This window comes from Candidatus Endowatersipora endosymbiont of Watersipora subatra, from assembly GCF_964026585.1.
In the GTDB taxonomy this organism is placed as follows: Bacteria; Pseudomonadota; Alphaproteobacteria; order Rhizobiales; family Rhizobiaceae; genus Pseudahrensia.
Genome location: NZ_OZ032160.1, coordinates 276,096 through 294,308, shown reverse-complemented (window position 1 = coordinate 294,308; position 18,213 = coordinate 276,096). Strand labels below are relative to the sequence as shown.

Below are 18,213 nucleotides of genomic sequence, written 5' to 3'. Positions count from 1 at the left end.
ATGGATACCAGAAAGGAGATCCATTTAAGATTAAAACATCGTTTGTGATAGAAGGTTTTGGCCCATGCCACTATCAGTTCCTATTGCGCTGCTGATATTTTCAGTTTTCGCATTTTTTTTGTCAATCAGCAAAGCATATCGAGTTGTCGAATCTGATATATCTTTGTTGCGTTCAAGACCAGTCTATCATGGAGTCGATGTTGCTTTAAGCGTTTTTTTACCTGGTCTTGTGCTTTGGTTAATTTGGAATTATTTCTCAAGAAGATGGTTAAATGGGGTCATTGCTTCGGAGTTCTCGTCAGAGCTTAGCTCACTCAGTTTAGCAAAGCAGGAGAGTTTTATTCGTGATGCATGGACGCTGGCATCAGGAGGAATCGTTGCCTTTTCAAATGAATCAAAAATCCGCGCAGGGCAATTTGCGACCACTTTTCAATCACGATCAAACTGGATCGGTATTTCGTTCCTTATCATCCTCACGATTTCGATATTTTTATGGACATTTCAGGGTATTACACCGCAAAAATGTGCAAGAAAGAAGGTTGAACGACTCATTCTTTACATATTACTCGCTTGTTCAGGCGTAGCTATATTAACAACACTCGGCATTGTATTTTCTTTGATTTTTGAAAGTTTACAGTTTTTTGAAAGGGTATCTATTCTAGATTTTCTATTCGGAATTCACTGGTCTCCCCAATCAGCATTTGAAGGGGCAGGTGCAGAAAGTCTCGATGATAATAATTCAAATGTTTTTGGGGCGATCCCTTTATTTGCGGGGACATTGCTCATCACGTTTATCGCCATGTGTGTTGCCGCTCCAATTGGTCTGATGTCAGCCATCTATTTGTCAGATTATGCAAGTTTGAGATTTAGACAAGTAGCTAAACCGGTTCTGGAAATCCTCGCTGGCATTCCTACTGTTGTGTACGGTTTTTTTGCTGCTTTAACCATTGCACCATCAATTCGTGGATGGGGTAATTCGTTAGGTCTTGATGTTTCTTATGAATCTGCTCTTGCAGCTGGATTAGTTATGGGAATCATGATTATTCCTTTTGTATCTTCACTATCCGATGATGTCATCAATGCTGTTCCACAATCTCTTCGTGATGGTTCTGCTGGTCTGGGAGCAACAAAGTCTGAAACTATTATTAGGGTTGTTTGGCCTGCTGCTTTGCCTGGGATTGTTTCTGCTATTTTATTGGCTATATCTCGGGCTGTTGGAGAGACCATGATTGTTGTGATGGCCGCAGGTTTGGCAGCAAATCTGACTATCAATCCTTTAGAAGCTGTAACTACAGTCACCGTCCAAATAGTCATATTATTGGTTGGAGATCAGGAATTTGATAGCGCGAAAACTCTCGCAGCTTTCGCTTTAGGTTTAATCTTATTCTTCATCACTCTTGTACTGAACGTAGTGGCCTTAAGAGTTGTTCAGAAATATCGAGAACAATATGACTAAGATCATTTTGAAAGACATAGATCGAGCTCACGAGAACACCAAGATTGGAAAATCTGAACGCAAGGCGCTAACAGCCAAGCGTTTTTCATCTGAACGTCGTTTCCGTTTTTTGGGAGGTTCTGCAGTTCTCGTTGCAGTTGCATTTCTAATTTTATTATTGTGGACAATAATTAGAAATGCAATACCTGCATTTACTAATCACTACGCGATAGTGCCGCTCAACTTCAAAAATAAAGAATTAACAGCGGAAACCCTTAAGACCTACGATTTTCGAAAAATGATTCGTCAGGGATTGAAAGATCTTTTCCCCGAGGTCACGACGAGAAAGGATAAACGTCTCCTTCAAAAAATAATCTCAAGCGGTGCGTCTATTTCTGTACAGAAAGCAGCGATTCGGAACACGGATTGGATAGGTAAAACGCAAGATGTAAGTATTCCTTTATCTGACAAAGCTGATCTTTATTTCAAAGAATTGTTGGGTAATTTGTCTCGACCGGAATCGGAACGAAAAATATCCGATAAAGAGATAGATTGGCTCAAACAATTGAAAGGAGAAGGACGAATTGAATCGCGTTGGAACAGTATTTTCTTCACTAACGGTGCCAGTCGAGAGCCAGAAATGGCAGGGATTTGGGGAGCCGTTGTTGGATCGTTCTTAACACTTTTCGTGACCTTAATCTTGTCATTCCCTGTCGGTGTTGCTGGTGCCATTTATCTTGAAGAATTTTCTCAAAAAAATCGTTTAAACGCCCTCATTGAAGTAAATATTAATAATCTAGCTGCCGTTCCTTCAATTGTTTTTGGTCTTTTAGGTTTGGGCATCTTCATAAACGGTATTGATTTTGGTATCATTACAATTGGTGGAGGCGCGCCTCGTTCGGCGGCCCTTACAGGCGGTATGGTGTTGGCCTTAATGACCTTGCCGACCATGATTATTGCCTCGCGTACGGCTATAAAATCTGTACCCCTATCAATCAGGGAAGCCGCGTTTGGGATAGGAGCCTCAAGAATACAGACTGTTTTTCATCATGTTTTACCTCTTGCTATGCCGGGTATTATGACCGGTTCTATCATTGGAATGGCTCGAGCTTTAGGAGAAACTGCACCTCTCCTTATGATTGGAATGGTGGCTTTCATTGTTGATATTCCAGCAAGTTTTAGTGATCCAGCAACAGTACTTCCAGTACAAATTTATATGTGGGCGGATTTTCCTGAAATTGGTTTTCAACAAAAAACTGCTGCTGCCACTCTTATTTTATTGGTATTTCTTGTACTGATGAATGGAGTCACTGTCTGGTTAAGAAATAAATTTGAGCGGCGTTGGTGAAATGATGGATATAAAAACCAAAAAACAGTTTTCTAAGACACCAACACCAATGAGTGACAAAGATAAAGCTACCGTTATTGAACTACCGAAGATGCAGTGTAGGGATGTATCGGTTTTCTATAGTCATAAACAAGCTCTGAATCGTGTAGATTTGGACATTAGTTCTAAAAAGGTGACCGCACTGATTGGCCCGTCTGGGTGTGGAAAATCAACTTTTTTACGTTGCTTGAACCGTATGAATGATACAATTAATATTTGCGAGGTGACTGGAATCATTCGACTTGATGGGATCGATATTTATGATCCAGCTATTGATGTCGTTGATCTCCGTGCTAATGTAGGGATGGTTTTTCAAAAACCCAACCCGTTTCCTAAATCTATTTTTGAAAACGTAGCCTATGGTCCTCGTATTCATGGGTTAGCACGTAATAAATCAGATTTAATTGAGATTGTTGAAAAGAGTCTCAAGAAAGCAGGGCTTTGGGATGAAGTTAAAGATCGCCTTAATGAATTGGGGACGGGGCTTTCAGGTGGTCAGCAACAACGCTTATGCATAGCGCGCGCCATCGCTGTGTCTCCAGGCGTTATTTTAATGGACGAGCCCTGTTCTGCCCTTGATCCCATTGCCACCGCCGTCGTTGAAGAATTAATAGACGAACTTAGAAAAAACTACACTATTGTGATAGTCACACACTCAATGCAGCAAGCTGCCAGAGTGAGCCAAGAAACAGCGTTTTTCCATCTTGGAACGATTGTTGAAACGGGTTCGACTGACGACATTTTTACGAATCCACGAGATCCTAGAACAGAAAGTTACATTACCGGACGTATCGGATAAAATTGTTTATCACCCAACCCTAATCGTAAAAGAAGAAAACCTTAAAAAAAGAAGCATTATTGCATTATTAATCAATCCTATCCTTCTTAGGAAGACCAAAATGAAATCAGAAGTTAACGATGCCCATATTGTCTCTTCATTTGATAAAGATCTAAAACAGATTGAAACTTTAGTTGTGACAATGGGGGGTCTTGTCGAGCATCAGATTGAAGATGCTGCTCATCTCATTGTGAGTCGTGATTTGGACTTAGCAGAGCAATTAATCTCCGCTGACAAGGAAGTGGATGCTTTGGAGCAGGAGGTAGATGCTTTAGTAGTCAAAATAATTGCGCTCCGACAGCCGAAAGCGCAAGATTTACGTGCTGTATTAGCGGCTCTGAAAGTGGCGGCGGATCTGGAACGGATTAGCGACTATACCAAAAATCTTGCTAAGCGTATTCATATTCTTGCTAAGGTTGCACCAGTAGGATCTTCATCTAAAACTATTAAGCGCATGTGCCTTATGGTCTGTCAAATGGTTAAGGATGTACTCGACTCTTATCTTGCTCGAGACATTGTCAGTGCAGATGACGTTCGTCTCCGGGATGAAGAGGTAGATCAAGTTCATAATAACCTTTTCCGTGCTCTTTTGACATATATGCTAGAGGATCCCCGCAATATAACACCCTGTATGCATCTACTGTTCATTTCTAAAAATATAGAAAGAATGGGGGATCATACAACCAATATTGCTGAACAGGTACATTTCATGATTGCAGGAGAAATACCCGATGATGAACGCCCGAAAGGGGATATAACCTGCACAACCTATTTGGAACCTAGACAATGAAGATCAGTGCAATGATCCTAATCATTAAAGAAAACCATGTCTGATAGAGCTACGATTCTGATTGTTGAAGACGAGGCCGCTCAGCTTGAACTTCTATGTTATAATCTAAAAAATGAAAGATATCATGTCATCACGGCTGAAGATGGTGAAGAAGGAATTTTACGAGCTCGAGAAGAATGTCCTGATGTTATCGTGATGGATTGGATGTTGCCGTCTGTCTCCGGGATTGAAGCTTGTCGTCAGTTAAAATCAAGTCCTGATACGATAAGGATACCGATTATTATTTTGACAGCACGGGGTGAGGAAGAAGACAGAGTAAGAGGACTTGAAATAGGAGCGGATGATTATGTTGTCAAACCTTATAGTGTCAATGAACTAATCGCACGTATTCGGGCCAGACTTCGAGTGAATAGACCCGCTGCAACTGGTAAAACTCTTGCTTTTGAAGATATTATTTTAGATAGTGAACAGCATCGAGCGAGTCGTAACAATAAAGCATTAAAACTGGGTCCAACTGAATATCGACTTCTAACAGTTTTCATGGAAAGGCCTAAGCGTGTTTGGAGTCGTGATATGCTGTTAAACCGGGTTTGGGGTCAAGATACTGATGTAGATCTTCGCACCGTTGATGTACATGTAGGTCGGTTAAGAAAGAATTTGAACTCAGGAGGTGCATGCAATCTGATTCGAACAGTACGTGGAACGGGTTATTCTCTAGACAGAGATGCCTGATTTTTAAGTTATTCTCTCAGAAATCTCTATGCATGTTATGCGTATTAAGAATCTTTCTATTTTTAAAAAAAGGGTTATCAATCTCATAAAATCAATTGACAGATGCTAATAAATGTCTCTAAATTTAATCAAGGAGTGTCTTTTTTTTATTTTTTAGTTCGGCTTCCTTATTTTTTTAATTTTACTCTAAGGTAGGTTGTTGATAAAAATGAAAATAAGAAATTCACTAAGATCCCTAAAATCTCGTCACAGATCAAACCGTATTGTTCGCCGTAGAGGTCGTCTTTGCATTATAAACAAATTAAACCCTCGTTTCAAAGCTCGTCAGGGTTAAGCTTTAAGCTAATCTCTAATCTATAAGCCGTCTATGAATCAATTAAAATGACTAGCTTAGCCTTATTAAATTCTCAATTTCTTGAAAAGACAAGACCGTCGGTTTAATATAGGCAATTCTTATCATTTTCGTTCGAAAATAATTATACGTTCTCCTGTCTTTGAAAATCAACAACTCTGAAGGCTTTCGATCGATAGCCAATCCTCTCGTCTGAAAGTGCTCAAATTGGTTTATCTAGTCGAAAACGTCTGATGCCGTGAAGCGTACAATTGTGTATTCGCAATCTGCGCCGCTGCAAAAAGAGATGGCCTTCAGACCCTTGCCCCTGTTTGCTTCTGTGTTCTGTCGATGAGGCTAGGAAGTTCTTTGTGTAGACTTTAGACTTGGTCCTGTTCAATTGCTTTAGCAATGGAATTTCATAGTTTTTACAGAGTCAAAGGGAGACTAAATCAGAGACTTCATAGGGCTGATACTGAAATTATTGACTCCATCATTTGATTTTCAATTCCTGAACTCCGACATTTGAGCCTCTATCAAAGAGTAATAGAGTAGAGCAATCTTCCCGTTTTCCAAAGACACTCAAGCGCCAAGAGGGCTTTGGAAGCTAAAGATCGATCAAAAGACCTATCAAGGTTGCGAAAACTTTTTAATGGGTTGCTAGTATTTTTACCCTGCGTAACGCTTCATTCAGACTCATTTCTTTCTATTTAAATTAATTCGGTCAGTCAGTCGTACTCGCCAAAAGGTTTGGTCACCCGTATCAACCTCGAAGAAGCCTATTTTTTCATAACCTCGTGCATAACAATCCTGTAGACCATTGATTTTGAATTGTCTGCTGGATATGCACATCAAAATCGGACCATCCCATTTTTGGTTGGTTACAGCATCTTCAGAATAGAGATAATAGTACCGTGAAGTGAGGTCCCCTTCGATAACTGATTCACATAGATTCGAAGGTATACGCCACCAACCTTCAGTAATCCATCTGCCTTGATTACGATAACCAACGGCGACACCAACAAGATTTTTTGTATCATTACAGACTTTTATTTGGGCTGAACTAGGAAGACTCATTAACAGTAGAAGGATTCCTACAACTAAAAGTTTAAGCAAGAGGAATGGTGTTATTGATGTCTTCATAATCACTTGATTCTAATCATTTTCCGTTAATGCTTGAAGCAGATATCACTATGGATTTTTTTTTAAATATAATTTTCGATATTGAAGAGGATTCAATTGTATCGTATCATAATATTAATTTCCATTGACTTCAATTGAGAGAGCTTCATGCGAAGTCAATCATTTTTTATAATCAAAAAAACTTAACAGTAATAGGATTTTGATAGGCATTCATCAAGAATATCTCGAGTACTGACTCGTAATAAATGGTGGAGCTAAGCGGGATCGAACCGCTGACCTCTTGCATGCCATGCAAGCGCTCTCCCAACTGAGCTATAGCCCCTTCACTGAAATAGGATCATGTGTCTTCCTTTTCATTTCCATGAACAGGAATAATAGAAGACATTTCATCATCTTCAAGGAAAGAACTCTCACCTGTATCGTCATCTTCGATGTCAACGTCAGATATATCACCACTATTATCTTCTTCTAAAGAGATGGATTCGTTCCTGCTGCCCTCTAGATGATCATCATCCATCGATCTCTGAGTTTCCATTTTCTTTTCTATCTTGGTCTTCGCAGTTTCATCAATTACAACTTCTGCACCACACTTCGGACAAATAATTGGATTGCGGTTAAGATCATAGTACTTTGCTGCACAGCTGGAACAAAGGCACTTCCTTCCGAGTTCTGCTTTTGCCAAGGGTAAGCCTCTTGAAATAATTTTGACTTCCACCTTAAATGGAGACCGAAAACTCTAGTCAAAAATGATAAGTTTATAATGATGGGAATGATTAATATTATTATTAGTTGTTGTCAAACACATTTGCCCCAAAAGCTACTATTATAGAGATGATAACAAATAGAGAAAAATGCTATATCATAAGTTCGATGATCCCATGTTGCCTATAGTGAGCGATCCGGTATCCTCTTTATCAGGACAAGTAAAAATTCCTGGTGATCAGTCTATATCTCACCTTTCACTTATTCTTGGCGCGATTGCAGATGGTCAAACCTGTATTTCAGGCCTTTTAGAAGCGGATGATATTATCGCAACTACTCATGCAATGCGTGCACTGGGTGCGAATATCCATAAAGAAGGTGATCATTGGCTTATCAATGGAATCGGTAACGGATCTTTACTAAGTCCCCATAAATCCCTCAACTTTGGCAATTCTGAAACTGGATCTAAACTAACTATTGGCCTTGTTTCAAGTTATGATTTTCCTGTTACCTTTATCGGTGATTCCTCTTTTTCAATAGGAACCATTCTTGATCCTTTACTCCTTACCGGACTTCAGGTTGATTCAAAAAAGGGAGATAGATTACCAATTAGGATCCAAGGGGCCCCTTTGCCCATGCCCATTATCTATAAGCTATCTGTTGCCTCTTTCCATATTAAATCTGCCATCCTTTTAGCTGGTCTAAACATCGCAGGGATTACAACCGTTATAGAGCCCGTCAGTAACCGAGATTGTACTGAAAAAATGCTGGCTAGATTTGGTGCTAATATCTCAATTCATGTTGAAAAAAAAGAGAGACGCTATATTTCGATAACGGGTCACAAAGATCTAATCGCACAGGATATAATCATCCCTAGTGATTTTCTTTCGGCAAGCTTTGTTATTGTTGCCGGGTTAATTGTGCCAAGTTCTGATATAATCATTAGAAATCTTCTAGTTCCCCCCACAAGAAAAGCTGGATTGTTCAAGACACTGATTGAAATGGGGGCAGGTATAGATATTTTAGAGCAGAACTCGTTTAGTCATGACACCATCATAACCATCAGAGTCCGCCATAGTCAGCTTTCTGCGATCGATGTGCCGTCGGAACGCACACCATTATTGACTAATGAATATCCTCTGCTTGCCGTTGCAGCGTCCTTTGCTAAGGGTGAGACTCGAATACGCGGTATAAAGGGAAATGAATGCGATCGTCTGTCAGTAACAGTAGAAGGACTCAAAGCCAATGGTGTGGTATGTGAAGAAGGTAAGGATGGATTGATCATTGTTGGTGGAAACGGAAAGGTTAAGGGTGGGGGAATCGTGGGCACGGATTGTGATCATAGAATAGCTATGAGTTTTTTGGTAATGGGAATGGCATCCCACTTTCCGATTGGTGTCAATGATATTAACACCAAGAATCCGTTTTTTTGTACCTTCCTTTACTTGATGAAATCACTGGGTGCAAAGCTAACGATAAAGAAAGGCATCGGAGGGTTTAATCCATGAAAACTATCGTTAAAATTTTTCGATTTGAACATGCTTATGATCTGGTCTTCCCTTCTTATGAAAGCGCTAATTCAGCAGGAATGGATCTGAGAGCTGCACTCGGTCTTGAAAATACAATTGTACTGCCACCTGGAAGAAGAGAGTTGATTCCCACCGGACTTTGCCTGGAGCTACCACAAGGCCATGAAGGTCAGGTAAGGCCTCGTTCTAGCTTAGCGGTTAAATTCGGAATCACGGTGTTAAATGCTCCAGGCACCATTGATGAAGATTATCGCGGTGAAGTGAAAATTGCTCTCATTAACCTTTCAGATCAGTATTTCATTGTCAAGCATGGTATGCGGATTGCCCAATTGGTGGTAGCGCCTGTTATTCGAGTCACTATTGAACAATCTACTGAGCTTTCTGATACTAACAGAGGGTCGGGTGGGTTTGGTTCCACTGGAATTTAATTCTTAATTCAGTTTAATTATAAAAGTTTTAAGGACAAAAAAATTGGAATTCTTCCCCTAAACACTTAAGATCTTAAGTGTAATTTTTGATTCGGTATTACAGATGACCAGACTGGGGGATAGTCTTTTATGAGTTATGACCACAATCTTAATAAGAAAGGTCAGGTTGGATCCGACGATCAAGGACACTATGACGCAGATTCAATTAAGGTTCTTAAAGGACTCGATGCCGTCCGCAAACGTCCTGGCATGTATATCGGTGATACCGATGATGGATCCGGATTGCATCACATGGTTTACGAAGTTGTTGATAATGCCATTGATGAAGTTATGGCTGGGCATGCTGATAAGATTTCAGTTTCCATAAATAAGGATGGTTCCGTAACAGTTAGTGATAACGGGCGTGGTATTCCAGTGGACATGCACAGCGAGGAAGGTGTTTCGGCTGCTCAAGTTATCATGACTCAACTCCATTCAGGTGGTAAATTTGATCAAAATTCCTATAAAATATCAGGGGGTCTACATGGTGTGGGTGTTTCCGTCGTTAATGCTTTATCTGTTTGCTTACAACTGAAGATTGCACGGAAAGGCAAATGGCATGAAATCAATTTCACACATGGTGTAGCCGATGGACCTCTTTCTGTTGTTGGCGATGCAGGTGATTATACTGGCACTGAAGTTACCTTTTTTCCATCACCCAATATTTTTACTAATGTGGAGTTTGAGTATCATCGATTAGAAAACAGAATGCGTGAGTTATCTTTTTTGAATTCTGGTACCCATATCTTGTTATCTGATAAGCGTGGGACGACAAGAATCAATACTGATCTTTACTATAAGGGCGGGTTGAAGCAATTTGTTCGTTATCTGGACCGAACAAAAGCATCCTTGATTGATAACGCGATTTACTTACAATCTCAACGTGACGGTATCTCGGTTGAAATCTCTTTATGCTGGAATGAAAGCTATCATGAGAATGTTCTCTGCTTCACCAATAATATTCGCCAACGTGATGGTGGAACCCATCTTTCTGGTTTCAGAGCTGCTTTAACCCGACAGATTGGAATCTATGCTTGTTCTTCTGGACTAATAAAAAAAGAGAGACTCTCTTTGACTGGCGATGATTGTCGGGAAGGGTTGACTGCTGTGTTATCAGTGAAGGTACCAGACCCTAAATTCTCTTCCCAGACAAAAGATAAACTCATCTCTTCTGAAGTCCGTTCGGTAGTAGAAAGTTTAGTTAATGAAGAACTCAAGCAATGGTTTGAAGAGAATCCAATAGAAGGTCGGAAAATTGTTTCAAAAGTTTTAGACGCAGCCTCTGCACGAGAGGCTGCACGCAAAGTTCGTGAATTGACTCGAAGAAAAGGTTCCTTGGAGATTGCTTCCCTTCCGGGTAAGCTCGCCGATTGTCAAGAACGGAACCCTGCTAGAGCCGAGATTTTTATTGTTGAGGGTGACAGTGCTGGAGGATCAGCGAAACAAGGCCGTCACCGAAAAAATCAGGCTATTTTACCTCTGCGGGGAAAGATTTTGAATGTAGAACGGGCCCGCTTCGAAAAAATGTTATCATCAGAACAGATTGGTACACTTATTACAGCACTCGGCACTGGCATTGGAACCGATGAGTTCAACATAGAGAAAGCCCGTTACCATAAAATTATAATCATGACTGACGCTGATGTGGACGGCGCACATATACGTACCTTGCTACTAACATTTTTTTTCCGCCGGATGCCTCAGATCATTGAAAAAGGCTATCTTTATATAGCCCAGCCTCCACTTTATCATGTCAAGCGAGATAAGTCAGAGCAATATATGAAAGACGAAGCAGAGATGGAAAATTTTCTGTTCGAGGGAGGCCTAAAGGACGCCTCTTTGTATCTAGCCAACAGTGATGTGCTAGTAGGATCGCCTCTTCGTCTTGCCCTTAATGAAGCTCTGCGAATCCGTTCACTTCTCAAACTTTTAGAGACTCGTTGTGACTTAGATATTATCGAACAGATCTTGATAGCCCGTGCGATGAATGATCATCGAAGATCTGATCAGGATCAAGCAGAAAGGATAGTAGACGATGTCACGAAGCGACTTGATAATATGGCTAAGAAAAATGAACCAGGATGGCAAGGTCTATTGAGAGACCAAGAAGATGGAAATTTATCGATAGTCCTCTCGCGTGTGGTCCGCGGTGTCGAGGAACTTCATGTCATTGAACAGTCTTTTATCAATTCGACAGGTGTACGTGCACTTGATCGTTATACTTACCATTCGGATTTTCAGAAACTCTATGCTAAACCAGCCCAATTTATTCGTCGGAATATAGTAACACCAATTTTTGGACCTAGAGATTTAATCAAAGCAGTCCTTTCTGCAGGTAAAAAAGGAATAACCATTCAACGTTACAAAGGGCTCGGTGAAATGAATCCTCAACAACTGTGGGAAACGACACTAGACCCTAAAGCCCGTTCTCTCCTACAAGTGAAGATTAATGACGCAATAAAAGCAGATGACCTCTTCAGCCGTTTAATGGGAGAAGAAGTAGGCCCCCGCCGTGATTTCATTCAGAAAAACGCGCTGAGAGTGATGAATATGAATTTTTAGAATTTAACTGAATCTTCAGTTAGTGCTCGTAGCTCGTAATTCATTCCTTTGAATTTCTTCGGGGTCAGTACTCTAAAATATAAAAGAGAATAAAGATCTAAATTGATTTCTCTTGTGAGTTATCCCACTTTCCTAATGTAGCTAGTCCATTCATACGTGCACGGTGAGCAAAGGTTTTTTGTGCATTGAGTGTATTTTCAATCTGACCGCCCCAAATTTTTAAACAAGATGCCTGCAAGGCACGGCCATAGGAATAAGTGACTGTCCAAGGCATATCATACTGTGCGTTTATCGCTGCTAGATTAGACGTTGCCTGAATATCAGATTGTCCTCCGGATAAAAAGGCAATTCCAGGAACAGCAGAAGGAACATAGCGTTTCAAAACACGAACAGTATGAGCTGATACTTCATCAGGAGTCGACTGACGGCAACACTTGATTCCTGGCAATACCATATTAGGTTTGAGTATTATTCCTTCTAGCAGGACCTGCTGATCATGAAGTTCGTCAAAGACAGTTTTTAAAACAGCACTTGTAACTTTCTCGCAACGTTCAATGGTATGATCCGCCGGTTCACTATCCATTTTTACCTCTGGCTCAACAATTGGTACAATACCAAGATCCTGACACACAGAAGCATAGCGAGCGAGTGCATGAGCGTTAGCCTTGATGCCGGAAAGACTTGGTAATGCATCATTAATAGTAATTACGGCACGCCACTTGGCGAACTGCGCACCAGATTCATAATATTTGATCAAACGATCACGTAATCCATCAAGACCTTCCGTCACTATTTCTCCAGGATGTCCTGCAAGAACAAAGGATCCTCTATCCGCTTTCACTCCAGGAATAGCGTTCGCTTCTCGTATTAAATCGACAAACGATGTACCATCTTTTGCCTTTTGGTACAAAGTTTCCTCAAATAAGATTACACCAGAAATATTGTCATTCATCGCCCCTTTCGTACGAAACAACAACTCACGATAAGAACGACGATTATATTCTGTGTTCTCAATGCCAATGGAGTCAAAGCGTTTCTTTATCGTATTATTGGATTCATCAGCTGCCAGGATACCTTGGCCTGATCGGACTAAAGTTTCCGCAATTTCTTCTATTCTTTTCCTCATGATATGACTCCTATGATCACTGATTTACTTAAAGGCCAGGCCTTTCCGAATGAAAATGGACTTCTTTCTTCAGAAGTGCTATACTGGGTAGTCTTTTACCTTCTATCCATTCAAGAAATGCACCACCTGCGGTCGAGACATAAGTAAATCGATCGCTAACACCAGCATGGTTGAGAGCTGACACGGTATCTCCTCCCCCAGCCACTGATACGAGATAGCCTTTTTGGGTAGCAGATGCAGCACATTCAGCAGTCACAATTGTTGCGTGATCAAAGGGTTTTAATTCAAATGCACCTAAAGGACCATTCCAAATTAATGTATTAGAACTAGCAATACGATTAGCGATAATTTCAACAGAAACAGGCCCTGCATCCAGAATCATTCTTTTATCGCCAACAGCATTGGCTACAACTATTTCATGTGAGCTGTTAGATGAAAATTTATCAGAAACCACCACATCGGTCGGTAAAATAATTTCGCAGCCTACTGTCCTCGCTTTCTCCATGATAGAACGTGCCATATCACCCAGATGATGCTCACAAAAAGAAGTCCCAACCCCCACGCCGATCGATGAAAGAAATGTATTAGCCATGCCACCACCAATAACCAAATAGTCAACCTTGCTAACCAAATGAGCTAACATATGAATTTTGGTCGCAACCTTGGTTCCACCAATAATTGCAATGACTGGATGAACAGGTCTCCCTAACCCACGCTCTAAGGCTTCAATCTCTGCTTGCATTGTGCGTCCTGCATAAGAGGGTAAATAGTTTGCAATACCAGTTGTCGATGCATGGGCACGATGTGCAGAAGAGAACGCATCATTAACGAAAATATCTCCTAAACTAGCTAATTCTTTGCTAAAGGACGAACAATTCTTTTCTTCGGATGCGTGAAATCGTGTATTTTCTAACAACAAAATATCACCATTATTCATATTCTCAATGGCATGAATGGCGATTTCACCACGACAATCAGAAGCAAAACTCACAGTTTTGCCAAAGACTTCACAAAGCACTGGAATAACTCGAGAGAGTGATATTTCAGCGACCACCTCACCTTTAGGTCGTCCGAAATGCGCGAGCAAAATAACTTTTGCTCCCTTTGATGATAATTCAGAAATCGTCAACTCAAGTCTCTCAATTCTCGTTTTGTCACTGACAATCCCATTAACGATCGGTACATTAATATCAACACGTACTAAAACACGTTTACCGTCTATTTCTCCTATATGATCAAGCGTCTTAAGCTGGCTCAAATCTATTTCCTCCATAAGACGTTATCTTAACTTAAAGCAATCCTCATTTCCTGATGACATGAGTAAACTGTCTCTAGGATAAGAGTTGACGAGCCTTCTCAAGATCTTCCTGTGTATCAACGCCGAAGAACGGGATATCAACTATAGAAGCATCAACACGCATACCGTCTTCCAATGCCCTTAGCTGTTCTAATTTTTCGCGTAATTCAAGTGAAGAAGGTGGTAATGATATAAATCGATGAAGTGCTGTTCTTCGCCAGGCATAAAGTCCTATATGATGATAAAGAGGTCCTTCACCCCATGGTGCTGTGACACGAGTGAAATAGAGGGCTCGCAATTGCTTATGAGAAACCGGTGATCCCACGAGTTTCACCACATTCGGATTATTTCGATCTTGATCGCTGATGATTTGCGTTGCTAGTGTTGCAAGTGCAACATGCTTGTTATCTAGCGGTAGGATGCTAGATCGAATGACTTCAGGAGCAATAGTTGGTAAATCACCCTGAACATTGATGATGGTCTCAAACCTACTCTGAGGATCCAGTCTTTGAAGTGCTTCCCAGATTCGATCGGAGCCAGAAAGATGATTAAGACGTGTCATAATGGCTTTCCCACCATACTCTCTCACCACATTTGCTACTTTTTGTGTATCAGTTGCCACAATCACCTGACCTACATCGGCTTCTAGTGCTCGCTTCAAAACCTGAACAATCATAGGGATTCCGGCAATATCTGCTAGTGGCTTACCAGGTAAACGTATGGATGACATGCGGGCAGGAATGATCACAATGGAGGTAGATTGATTCATTAAAAAGGCCTTGTTTATCTAAATTTCTTAACTCGAGCCAAAAATAATTATAAAAATGATCCTGAATGGTCTCACATTTCTTAACTGTTTTTTTTAATAATCATCCTTATCTCCTAATGAGGATTAGGTTCTTAACGATCTTCTATTTCGATAGAAATTTTTATGATTATATTTCATTGCACAATGTCTACGCTTAAATAGTGATAAAAGGCCAATAGTACAATAGTTTAATAATTTATTCAGATGAGAAAAAGACATAAGTTATTCTGGTTGATTAGCTATTATTTTTAGTTCAGTTCATGGTCATGGTAACATGATTCATTTAATGATGCGCTTCTAATTTAAGAAGGTAATGATATGTGTTGCAACACTAGTCCAAAAGACATATTTTCGACGTGAATTCTGATTACGTTACATCTTTTTGCCTTTTCAGGAGCACCCCTTATGGACTCGTTTGAGTGGAATAAAATCTTTGGCGCCTTGCTGTCGATGGCTTTTTTAGTGCTAGGTCTGAATTTTTTTTCTGAAAATCTCTATCATATTGATCAACCTGATAGAGTCGGTTTTATTATAGCAACAGATAACCCCAGTCACGGTCATGAAAAAAAACAGAAAAAACTTGCTATTGAAGTGGAGACCGTTTCTCCGTTGATTGCCTCTGCAGATTTAGGAACAGGTCAAAAAGTAATGAAAAAATGTCTTGCATGCCATAATTTTGAAAAAGGGGCTAAAAATAAAGTTGGTCCAGCTCTTTATGGTGTTCTTGGGCGCCCAATAGGATCGGTTGATGATTTCCGTTACTCTAACGCTATGAAAGACTATGCGAGGGGTAAAATGTGGACCTATGATGAGTTGAATAAATTTTTATTCAAACCCAAAGCAATCGTTAAAGGTACATCCATGGGATTTGCTGGCCTGAAGAAAACCAGCGAGCGTGCAGCTCTGATTGCTTATATTCGTTCATTATCTGATAATCCAACCCCATTGCCCGCTAAATGAGAGTTTAGATTTTCCTCTCACCTTTTCTCTAGTGATCAAGATCGACTCTCCTATCATCTTACTGATGAGTAGTTTTTCATGGATCTATAGTCCCCTACATGCAAATGATATCTCTATACAACGATTCCAAAAAGGGAAGAATGATCATTCAGTTATTGACGGTTAACCGCTTAAAATCTGAAAAATATAGAAGCCTATCTTTTTATTTGTTATTCAACCGATTAACTAACAATATCTTGTCATGAGCTAGAGGTCCGAATAGTGTCCATCCCATAGTTTTCTGAGTATTAAAACATTTCGAAAAATAAATAGGCCCGATTAATTTACAAAAAGGGATGCAGCTGTGATACAATCTGGACTTCGTAATGAAAGTTGTGGGCCTGAGACACTTGGTCTACACGACATCAACGAGATTCGATGGAACGACGATGAGCGTGCGCTTTATCGACTTGCTCTTATCCGTGGTGAAGGAGTTCAGTCTGCAACTGGTCCATTATCTGTAACCACAGGAAGATACACGGGTCGCTCTGCTACAGACAAATATATTGTTCGTGATAGCGAGACAGAAAATACGGTCTGGTGGGATAATCATCAGCAAATCTCGGAAGTTCATTTTGATATCCTTCTGAAAGATTTTCTGAAACATGCACGTGGCCGGAATCTTTGTGTACAAGATCTTTATGGCGGGGCGGATGAAAGGTATCGTATTTCCACACGGGTCTATGTGGAACTTGCCTGGCATGCTCTATTTATTCGTCATTTGCTACGTCGTCCTGATTTGAGAGAATTAGAAAATTATATGCCTGACATGACCGTCATCAATTTACCCAGTTTTCAGGCGGATCCTCTGCGCCATGGATGTCGTTCTGGGACGATTATTGTCATTAATCTTAAGCGCAATCTTGTTTTGATCGGAGGAACTGAATATGCTGGCGAAATTAAAAAATCTATCTTTGGATTTTTAAACTATTTCTTACCCGAAAAGGGGATTATGCCGATGCACTGCTCTGCTAATGTAGGTTGCGAGGGGGATTCGGCTCTTTTTTTTGGCCTTTCCGGGACAGGTAAGACAACTTTATCATCTGATGTATCCCGCACTCTCATAGGCGATGATGAACATGGCTGGTCTAATCATGGTATCTTTAATTTTGAAGGTGGTTGTTATGCTAAAACGATCCACCTCTCTGAAACAGCTGAGCCAGAAATATATTCAACTACCCAGCGTTGGGGATCCATATTTGAAAATGTTATTCTTGATCCCCAAACAGCTAAGCCAGATTTTGATGATGGTTCTCTAACCGAAAATACCCGTATTGCCTACCCGCTTCACTATATCATCAACGCTTCTCATACAGGAAAAGCATCACACCCGAAGAACGTTATTATGTTAACAGCAGATGCTTTTGGCGTTTTGCCGCCGATTGCTAGATTAACACCAGAACAAGCAATTTATCACTTCCTTTCTGGATATACGGCAAAGGTTGCAGGTACCGAAAAAGGGATTTTCGGTGTTCAGGCAACTTTTTCTACATGCTTTGGGGCCCCTTTTATGCCACGTCATCCAATCGTTTATGGAAATCTTCTGCGTGAAAAAATCAGTCAGCATAAAGCAACATGCTGGCTCGTTAATACCGGTTGGACAGGTGGTGCTTATGGTGAAGGTTACCGTATACCAATCAAAGCAACACATGCTTTACTCAAGAGTGTTTTAGATTCTTCTTTGGCAGAAGCTCAAATGAGGATTGATAATCACTTTTCTTTTGAAGTTCCCTTAGTAGCAAAAGATATTGATCAATCTTTTTTGAGTCCACGCGAAACATGGCCTAGTAGGTTAGCTTACGATGAACAAGCTCAAAAGCTGGTAAGTATGTTTATTGATAATTTTAACAAATTTAATGATCATGTAGACCAGAGTATTAGGAATGCTGCTCCTAAAATATAAGCCTAATATATTGATTGCTCTTGAGTCCATTTCTCTTCGCGCAACTAGTCATGAAACTTAACGATTTAATATGGTAACATAGGGGTCTTTTCTCGTTGAAAAGCGAGTTCTCCGAACTCACATTTAAAGAGAGTGCATGAATCTACGGTCTTCAAAAGATTTTA

The 18,213-nt window shown here is 40.4% G+C and carries 16 protein-coding genes and 1 tRNA gene; 11 read left to right on the top strand and 6 right to left on the bottom strand.

What is annotated here, in order from left to right; translation table 11 throughout:
- The first annotated feature begins 64 nt into the window (after positions 1-64).
- The 6 genes from pstC to ykgO all read left to right on the top strand — a co-directional run bounded on the left by pstC (position 65) and on the right by ykgO (position 5,516).
- Positions 65-1,456, top strand: a complete 1,392-nt coding sequence (gene pstC / locus AAGD37_RS01410) for a phosphate ABC transporter permease subunit PstC (RefSeq protein WP_341760501.1) — start codon at positions 65-67, stop codon at positions 1,454-1,456.
- The gene (gene pstA, locus AAGD37_RS01405; RefSeq protein ID WP_341760500.1) at positions 1,449-2,783 is read left to right on the top strand and encodes a phosphate ABC transporter permease PstA; all 1,335 of its coding nucleotides are present in this window, start codon (positions 1,449-1,451) and stop codon (positions 2,781-2,783) included. Before pstC ends, pstA begins: the two co-directional genes overlap by 8 nt.
- A 49-nt stretch (positions 2,784-2,832) precedes the next feature.
- Positions 2,833-3,621 carry a phosphate ABC transporter ATP-binding protein PstB gene (gene pstB / locus AAGD37_RS01400; protein ID WP_341760637.1) on the top strand — a complete coding sequence of 263 codons (789 nt, stop codon included), beginning with the start codon at positions 2,833-2,835 and terminating at the stop codon, positions 3,619-3,621.
- A gap of 100 nt (positions 3,622-3,721) precedes the next feature.
- Complete coding sequence (gene phoU / locus AAGD37_RS01395; RefSeq protein ID WP_341760499.1) at positions 3,722-4,450, top strand: phosphate signaling complex protein PhoU; 729 nt, start codon at positions 3,722-3,724, stop codon at positions 4,448-4,450.
- Positions 4,451-4,486: 36 nt separating this feature from the next.
- A complete protein-coding gene (gene phoB, locus AAGD37_RS01390) occupies positions 4,487-5,182 on the top strand; it encodes a phosphate regulon transcriptional regulator PhoB (protein ID WP_341760498.1) in 696 nt (231 codons plus the stop codon).
- A gap of 208 nt (positions 5,183-5,390) precedes the next feature.
- Positions 5,391-5,516, top strand: a complete 126-nt coding sequence (gene ykgO, locus AAGD37_RS01385) for a type B 50S ribosomal protein L36 (RefSeq protein WP_341760497.1) — start codon at positions 5,391-5,393, stop codon at positions 5,514-5,516.
- A 693-nt stretch (positions 5,517-6,209) separates the two neighbouring features.
- Here ykgO and AAGD37_RS01380 read toward each other — a convergent pair.
- The 3 genes from AAGD37_RS01380 to AAGD37_RS01370 all read right to left on the bottom strand — a co-directional run bounded on the left by AAGD37_RS01380 (position 6,210) and on the right by AAGD37_RS01370 (position 7,338).
- A complete protein-coding gene (locus AAGD37_RS01380; protein ID WP_341760496.1) occupies positions 6,210-6,656 on the bottom strand; it encodes a DUF1036 domain-containing protein in 447 nt (148 codons plus the stop codon).
- 246 nt (positions 6,657-6,902) lie between these two features.
- A tRNA-Ala gene (locus AAGD37_RS01375) sits at positions 6,903-6,978 on the bottom strand.
- A gap of 15 nt (positions 6,979-6,993) precedes the next feature.
- A complete protein-coding gene (locus tag AAGD37_RS01370; RefSeq protein WP_341760495.1) occupies positions 6,994-7,338 on the bottom strand; it encodes a TIGR02300 family protein in 345 nt (114 codons plus the stop codon).
- A 196-nt stretch (positions 7,339-7,534) separates the two neighbouring features.
- On the opposite strand from AAGD37_RS01370, the gene aroA reads away from it, so the two are divergent.
- The 3 genes from aroA (at position 7,535) to gyrB (ending at position 11,916) form a co-directional block, all read left to right on the top strand.
- Positions 7,535-8,866, top strand: a complete 1,332-nt coding sequence (gene aroA, locus AAGD37_RS01365) for a 3-phosphoshikimate 1-carboxyvinyltransferase (protein WP_341760494.1) — start codon at positions 7,535-7,537, stop codon at positions 8,864-8,866.
- Positions 8,863-9,315: a dUTP diphosphatase gene (gene dut, locus AAGD37_RS01360; protein WP_341760493.1), complete on the top strand. Its 453-nt coding sequence runs from the start codon at positions 8,863-8,865 to the stop codon at positions 9,313-9,315. Before aroA ends, dut begins: the two co-directional genes overlap by 4 nt.
- A 129-nt stretch (positions 9,316-9,444) precedes the next feature.
- On the top strand, positions 9,445-11,916 hold the full coding sequence (gyrB, locus tag AAGD37_RS01355; RefSeq protein WP_341760492.1) for a DNA topoisomerase (ATP-hydrolyzing) subunit B: 2,472 nt from the start codon (positions 9,445-9,447) through the stop codon (positions 11,914-11,916).
- 97 nt (positions 11,917-12,013) lie between these two features.
- Here the strand turns inward: gyrB and AAGD37_RS01350 are convergent, their stop codons facing one another.
- From AAGD37_RS01350 to AAGD37_RS01340, 3 genes are all read right to left on the bottom strand, one after another.
- Positions 12,014-13,042: a class I fructose-bisphosphate aldolase gene (locus AAGD37_RS01350; RefSeq protein WP_341760491.1), complete on the bottom strand. Its 1,029-nt coding sequence runs from the start codon at positions 13,040-13,042 to the stop codon at positions 12,014-12,016.
- A 28-nt stretch (positions 13,043-13,070) separates the two neighbouring features.
- Positions 13,071-14,300: a phosphoglycerate kinase gene (locus AAGD37_RS01345; protein ID WP_341760490.1), complete on the bottom strand. Its 1,230-nt coding sequence runs from the start codon at positions 14,298-14,300 to the stop codon at positions 13,071-13,073.
- A gap of 73 nt (positions 14,301-14,373) precedes the next feature.
- Positions 14,374-15,108, bottom strand: a complete 735-nt coding sequence (locus tag AAGD37_RS01340) for a 3-deoxy-manno-octulosonate cytidylyltransferase (RefSeq protein ID WP_341760489.1) — start codon at positions 15,106-15,108, stop codon at positions 14,374-14,376.
- A gap of 444 nt (positions 15,109-15,552) precedes the next feature.
- On the opposite strand from AAGD37_RS01340, the gene AAGD37_RS01335 reads away from it, so the two are divergent.
- Positions 15,553-16,107 (top strand): cytochrome c family protein, encoded by a 555-nt coding sequence (locus AAGD37_RS01335; RefSeq protein ID WP_341760488.1) that lies wholly within the window; start codon positions 15,553-15,555, stop codon positions 16,105-16,107.
- Positions 16,108-16,450: 343 nt separating this feature from the next.
- The gene (locus AAGD37_RS01330; protein WP_341760487.1) at positions 16,451-18,049 is read left to right on the top strand and encodes a phosphoenolpyruvate carboxykinase; all 1,599 of its coding nucleotides are present in this window, start codon (positions 16,451-16,453) and stop codon (positions 18,047-18,049) included.
- Positions 18,050-18,213 lie beyond the last annotated feature (164 nt).

Bases quoted from the DNA above. Each gene is read 5' to 3' on its own strand.
- pstC (WP_341760501.1), top strand. From the start codon at position 65: ATGCCACTATCAGTTCCTATTGCGCTGCTGATATTTTCAGTTTTCGCA.
- pstA (WP_341760500.1), top strand. From the start codon at position 1,449: ATGACTAAGATCATTTTGAAAGACATAGATCGAGCTCACGAGAACACC.
- pstB (WP_341760637.1), top strand. From the start codon at position 2,833: ATGAGTGACAAAGATAAAGCTACCGTTATTGAACTACCGAAGATGCAG.
- phoU (WP_341760499.1), top strand. From the start codon at position 3,722: ATGAAATCAGAAGTTAACGATGCCCATATTGTCTCTTCATTTGATAAA.
- phoB (WP_341760498.1), top strand. From the start codon at position 4,487: ATGTCTGATAGAGCTACGATTCTGATTGTTGAAGACGAGGCCGCTCAG.
- ykgO (WP_341760497.1), top strand. From the start codon at position 5,391: ATGAAAATAAGAAATTCACTAAGATCCCTAAAATCTCGTCACAGATCA.
- AAGD37_RS01380 (WP_341760496.1), bottom strand. From the start codon at position 6,656: ATGAAGACATCAATAACACCATTCCTCTTGCTTAAACTTTTAGTTGTA.
- aroA (WP_341760494.1), top strand. From the start codon at position 7,535: ATGTTGCCTATAGTGAGCGATCCGGTATCCTCTTTATCAGGACAAGTA.
- dut (WP_341760493.1), top strand. From the start codon at position 8,863: ATGAAAACTATCGTTAAAATTTTTCGATTTGAACATGCTTATGATCTG.
- gyrB (WP_341760492.1), top strand. From the start codon at position 9,445: ATGAGTTATGACCACAATCTTAATAAGAAAGGTCAGGTTGGATCCGAC.
- AAGD37_RS01350 (WP_341760491.1), bottom strand. From the start codon at position 13,042: ATGAGGAAAAGAATAGAAGAAATTGCGGAAACTTTAGTCCGATCAGGC.
- AAGD37_RS01340 (WP_341760489.1), bottom strand. From the start codon at position 15,108: ATGAATCAATCTACCTCCATTGTGATCATTCCTGCCCGCATGTCATCC.
- AAGD37_RS01335 (WP_341760488.1), top strand. From the start codon at position 15,553: ATGGACTCGTTTGAGTGGAATAAAATCTTTGGCGCCTTGCTGTCGATG.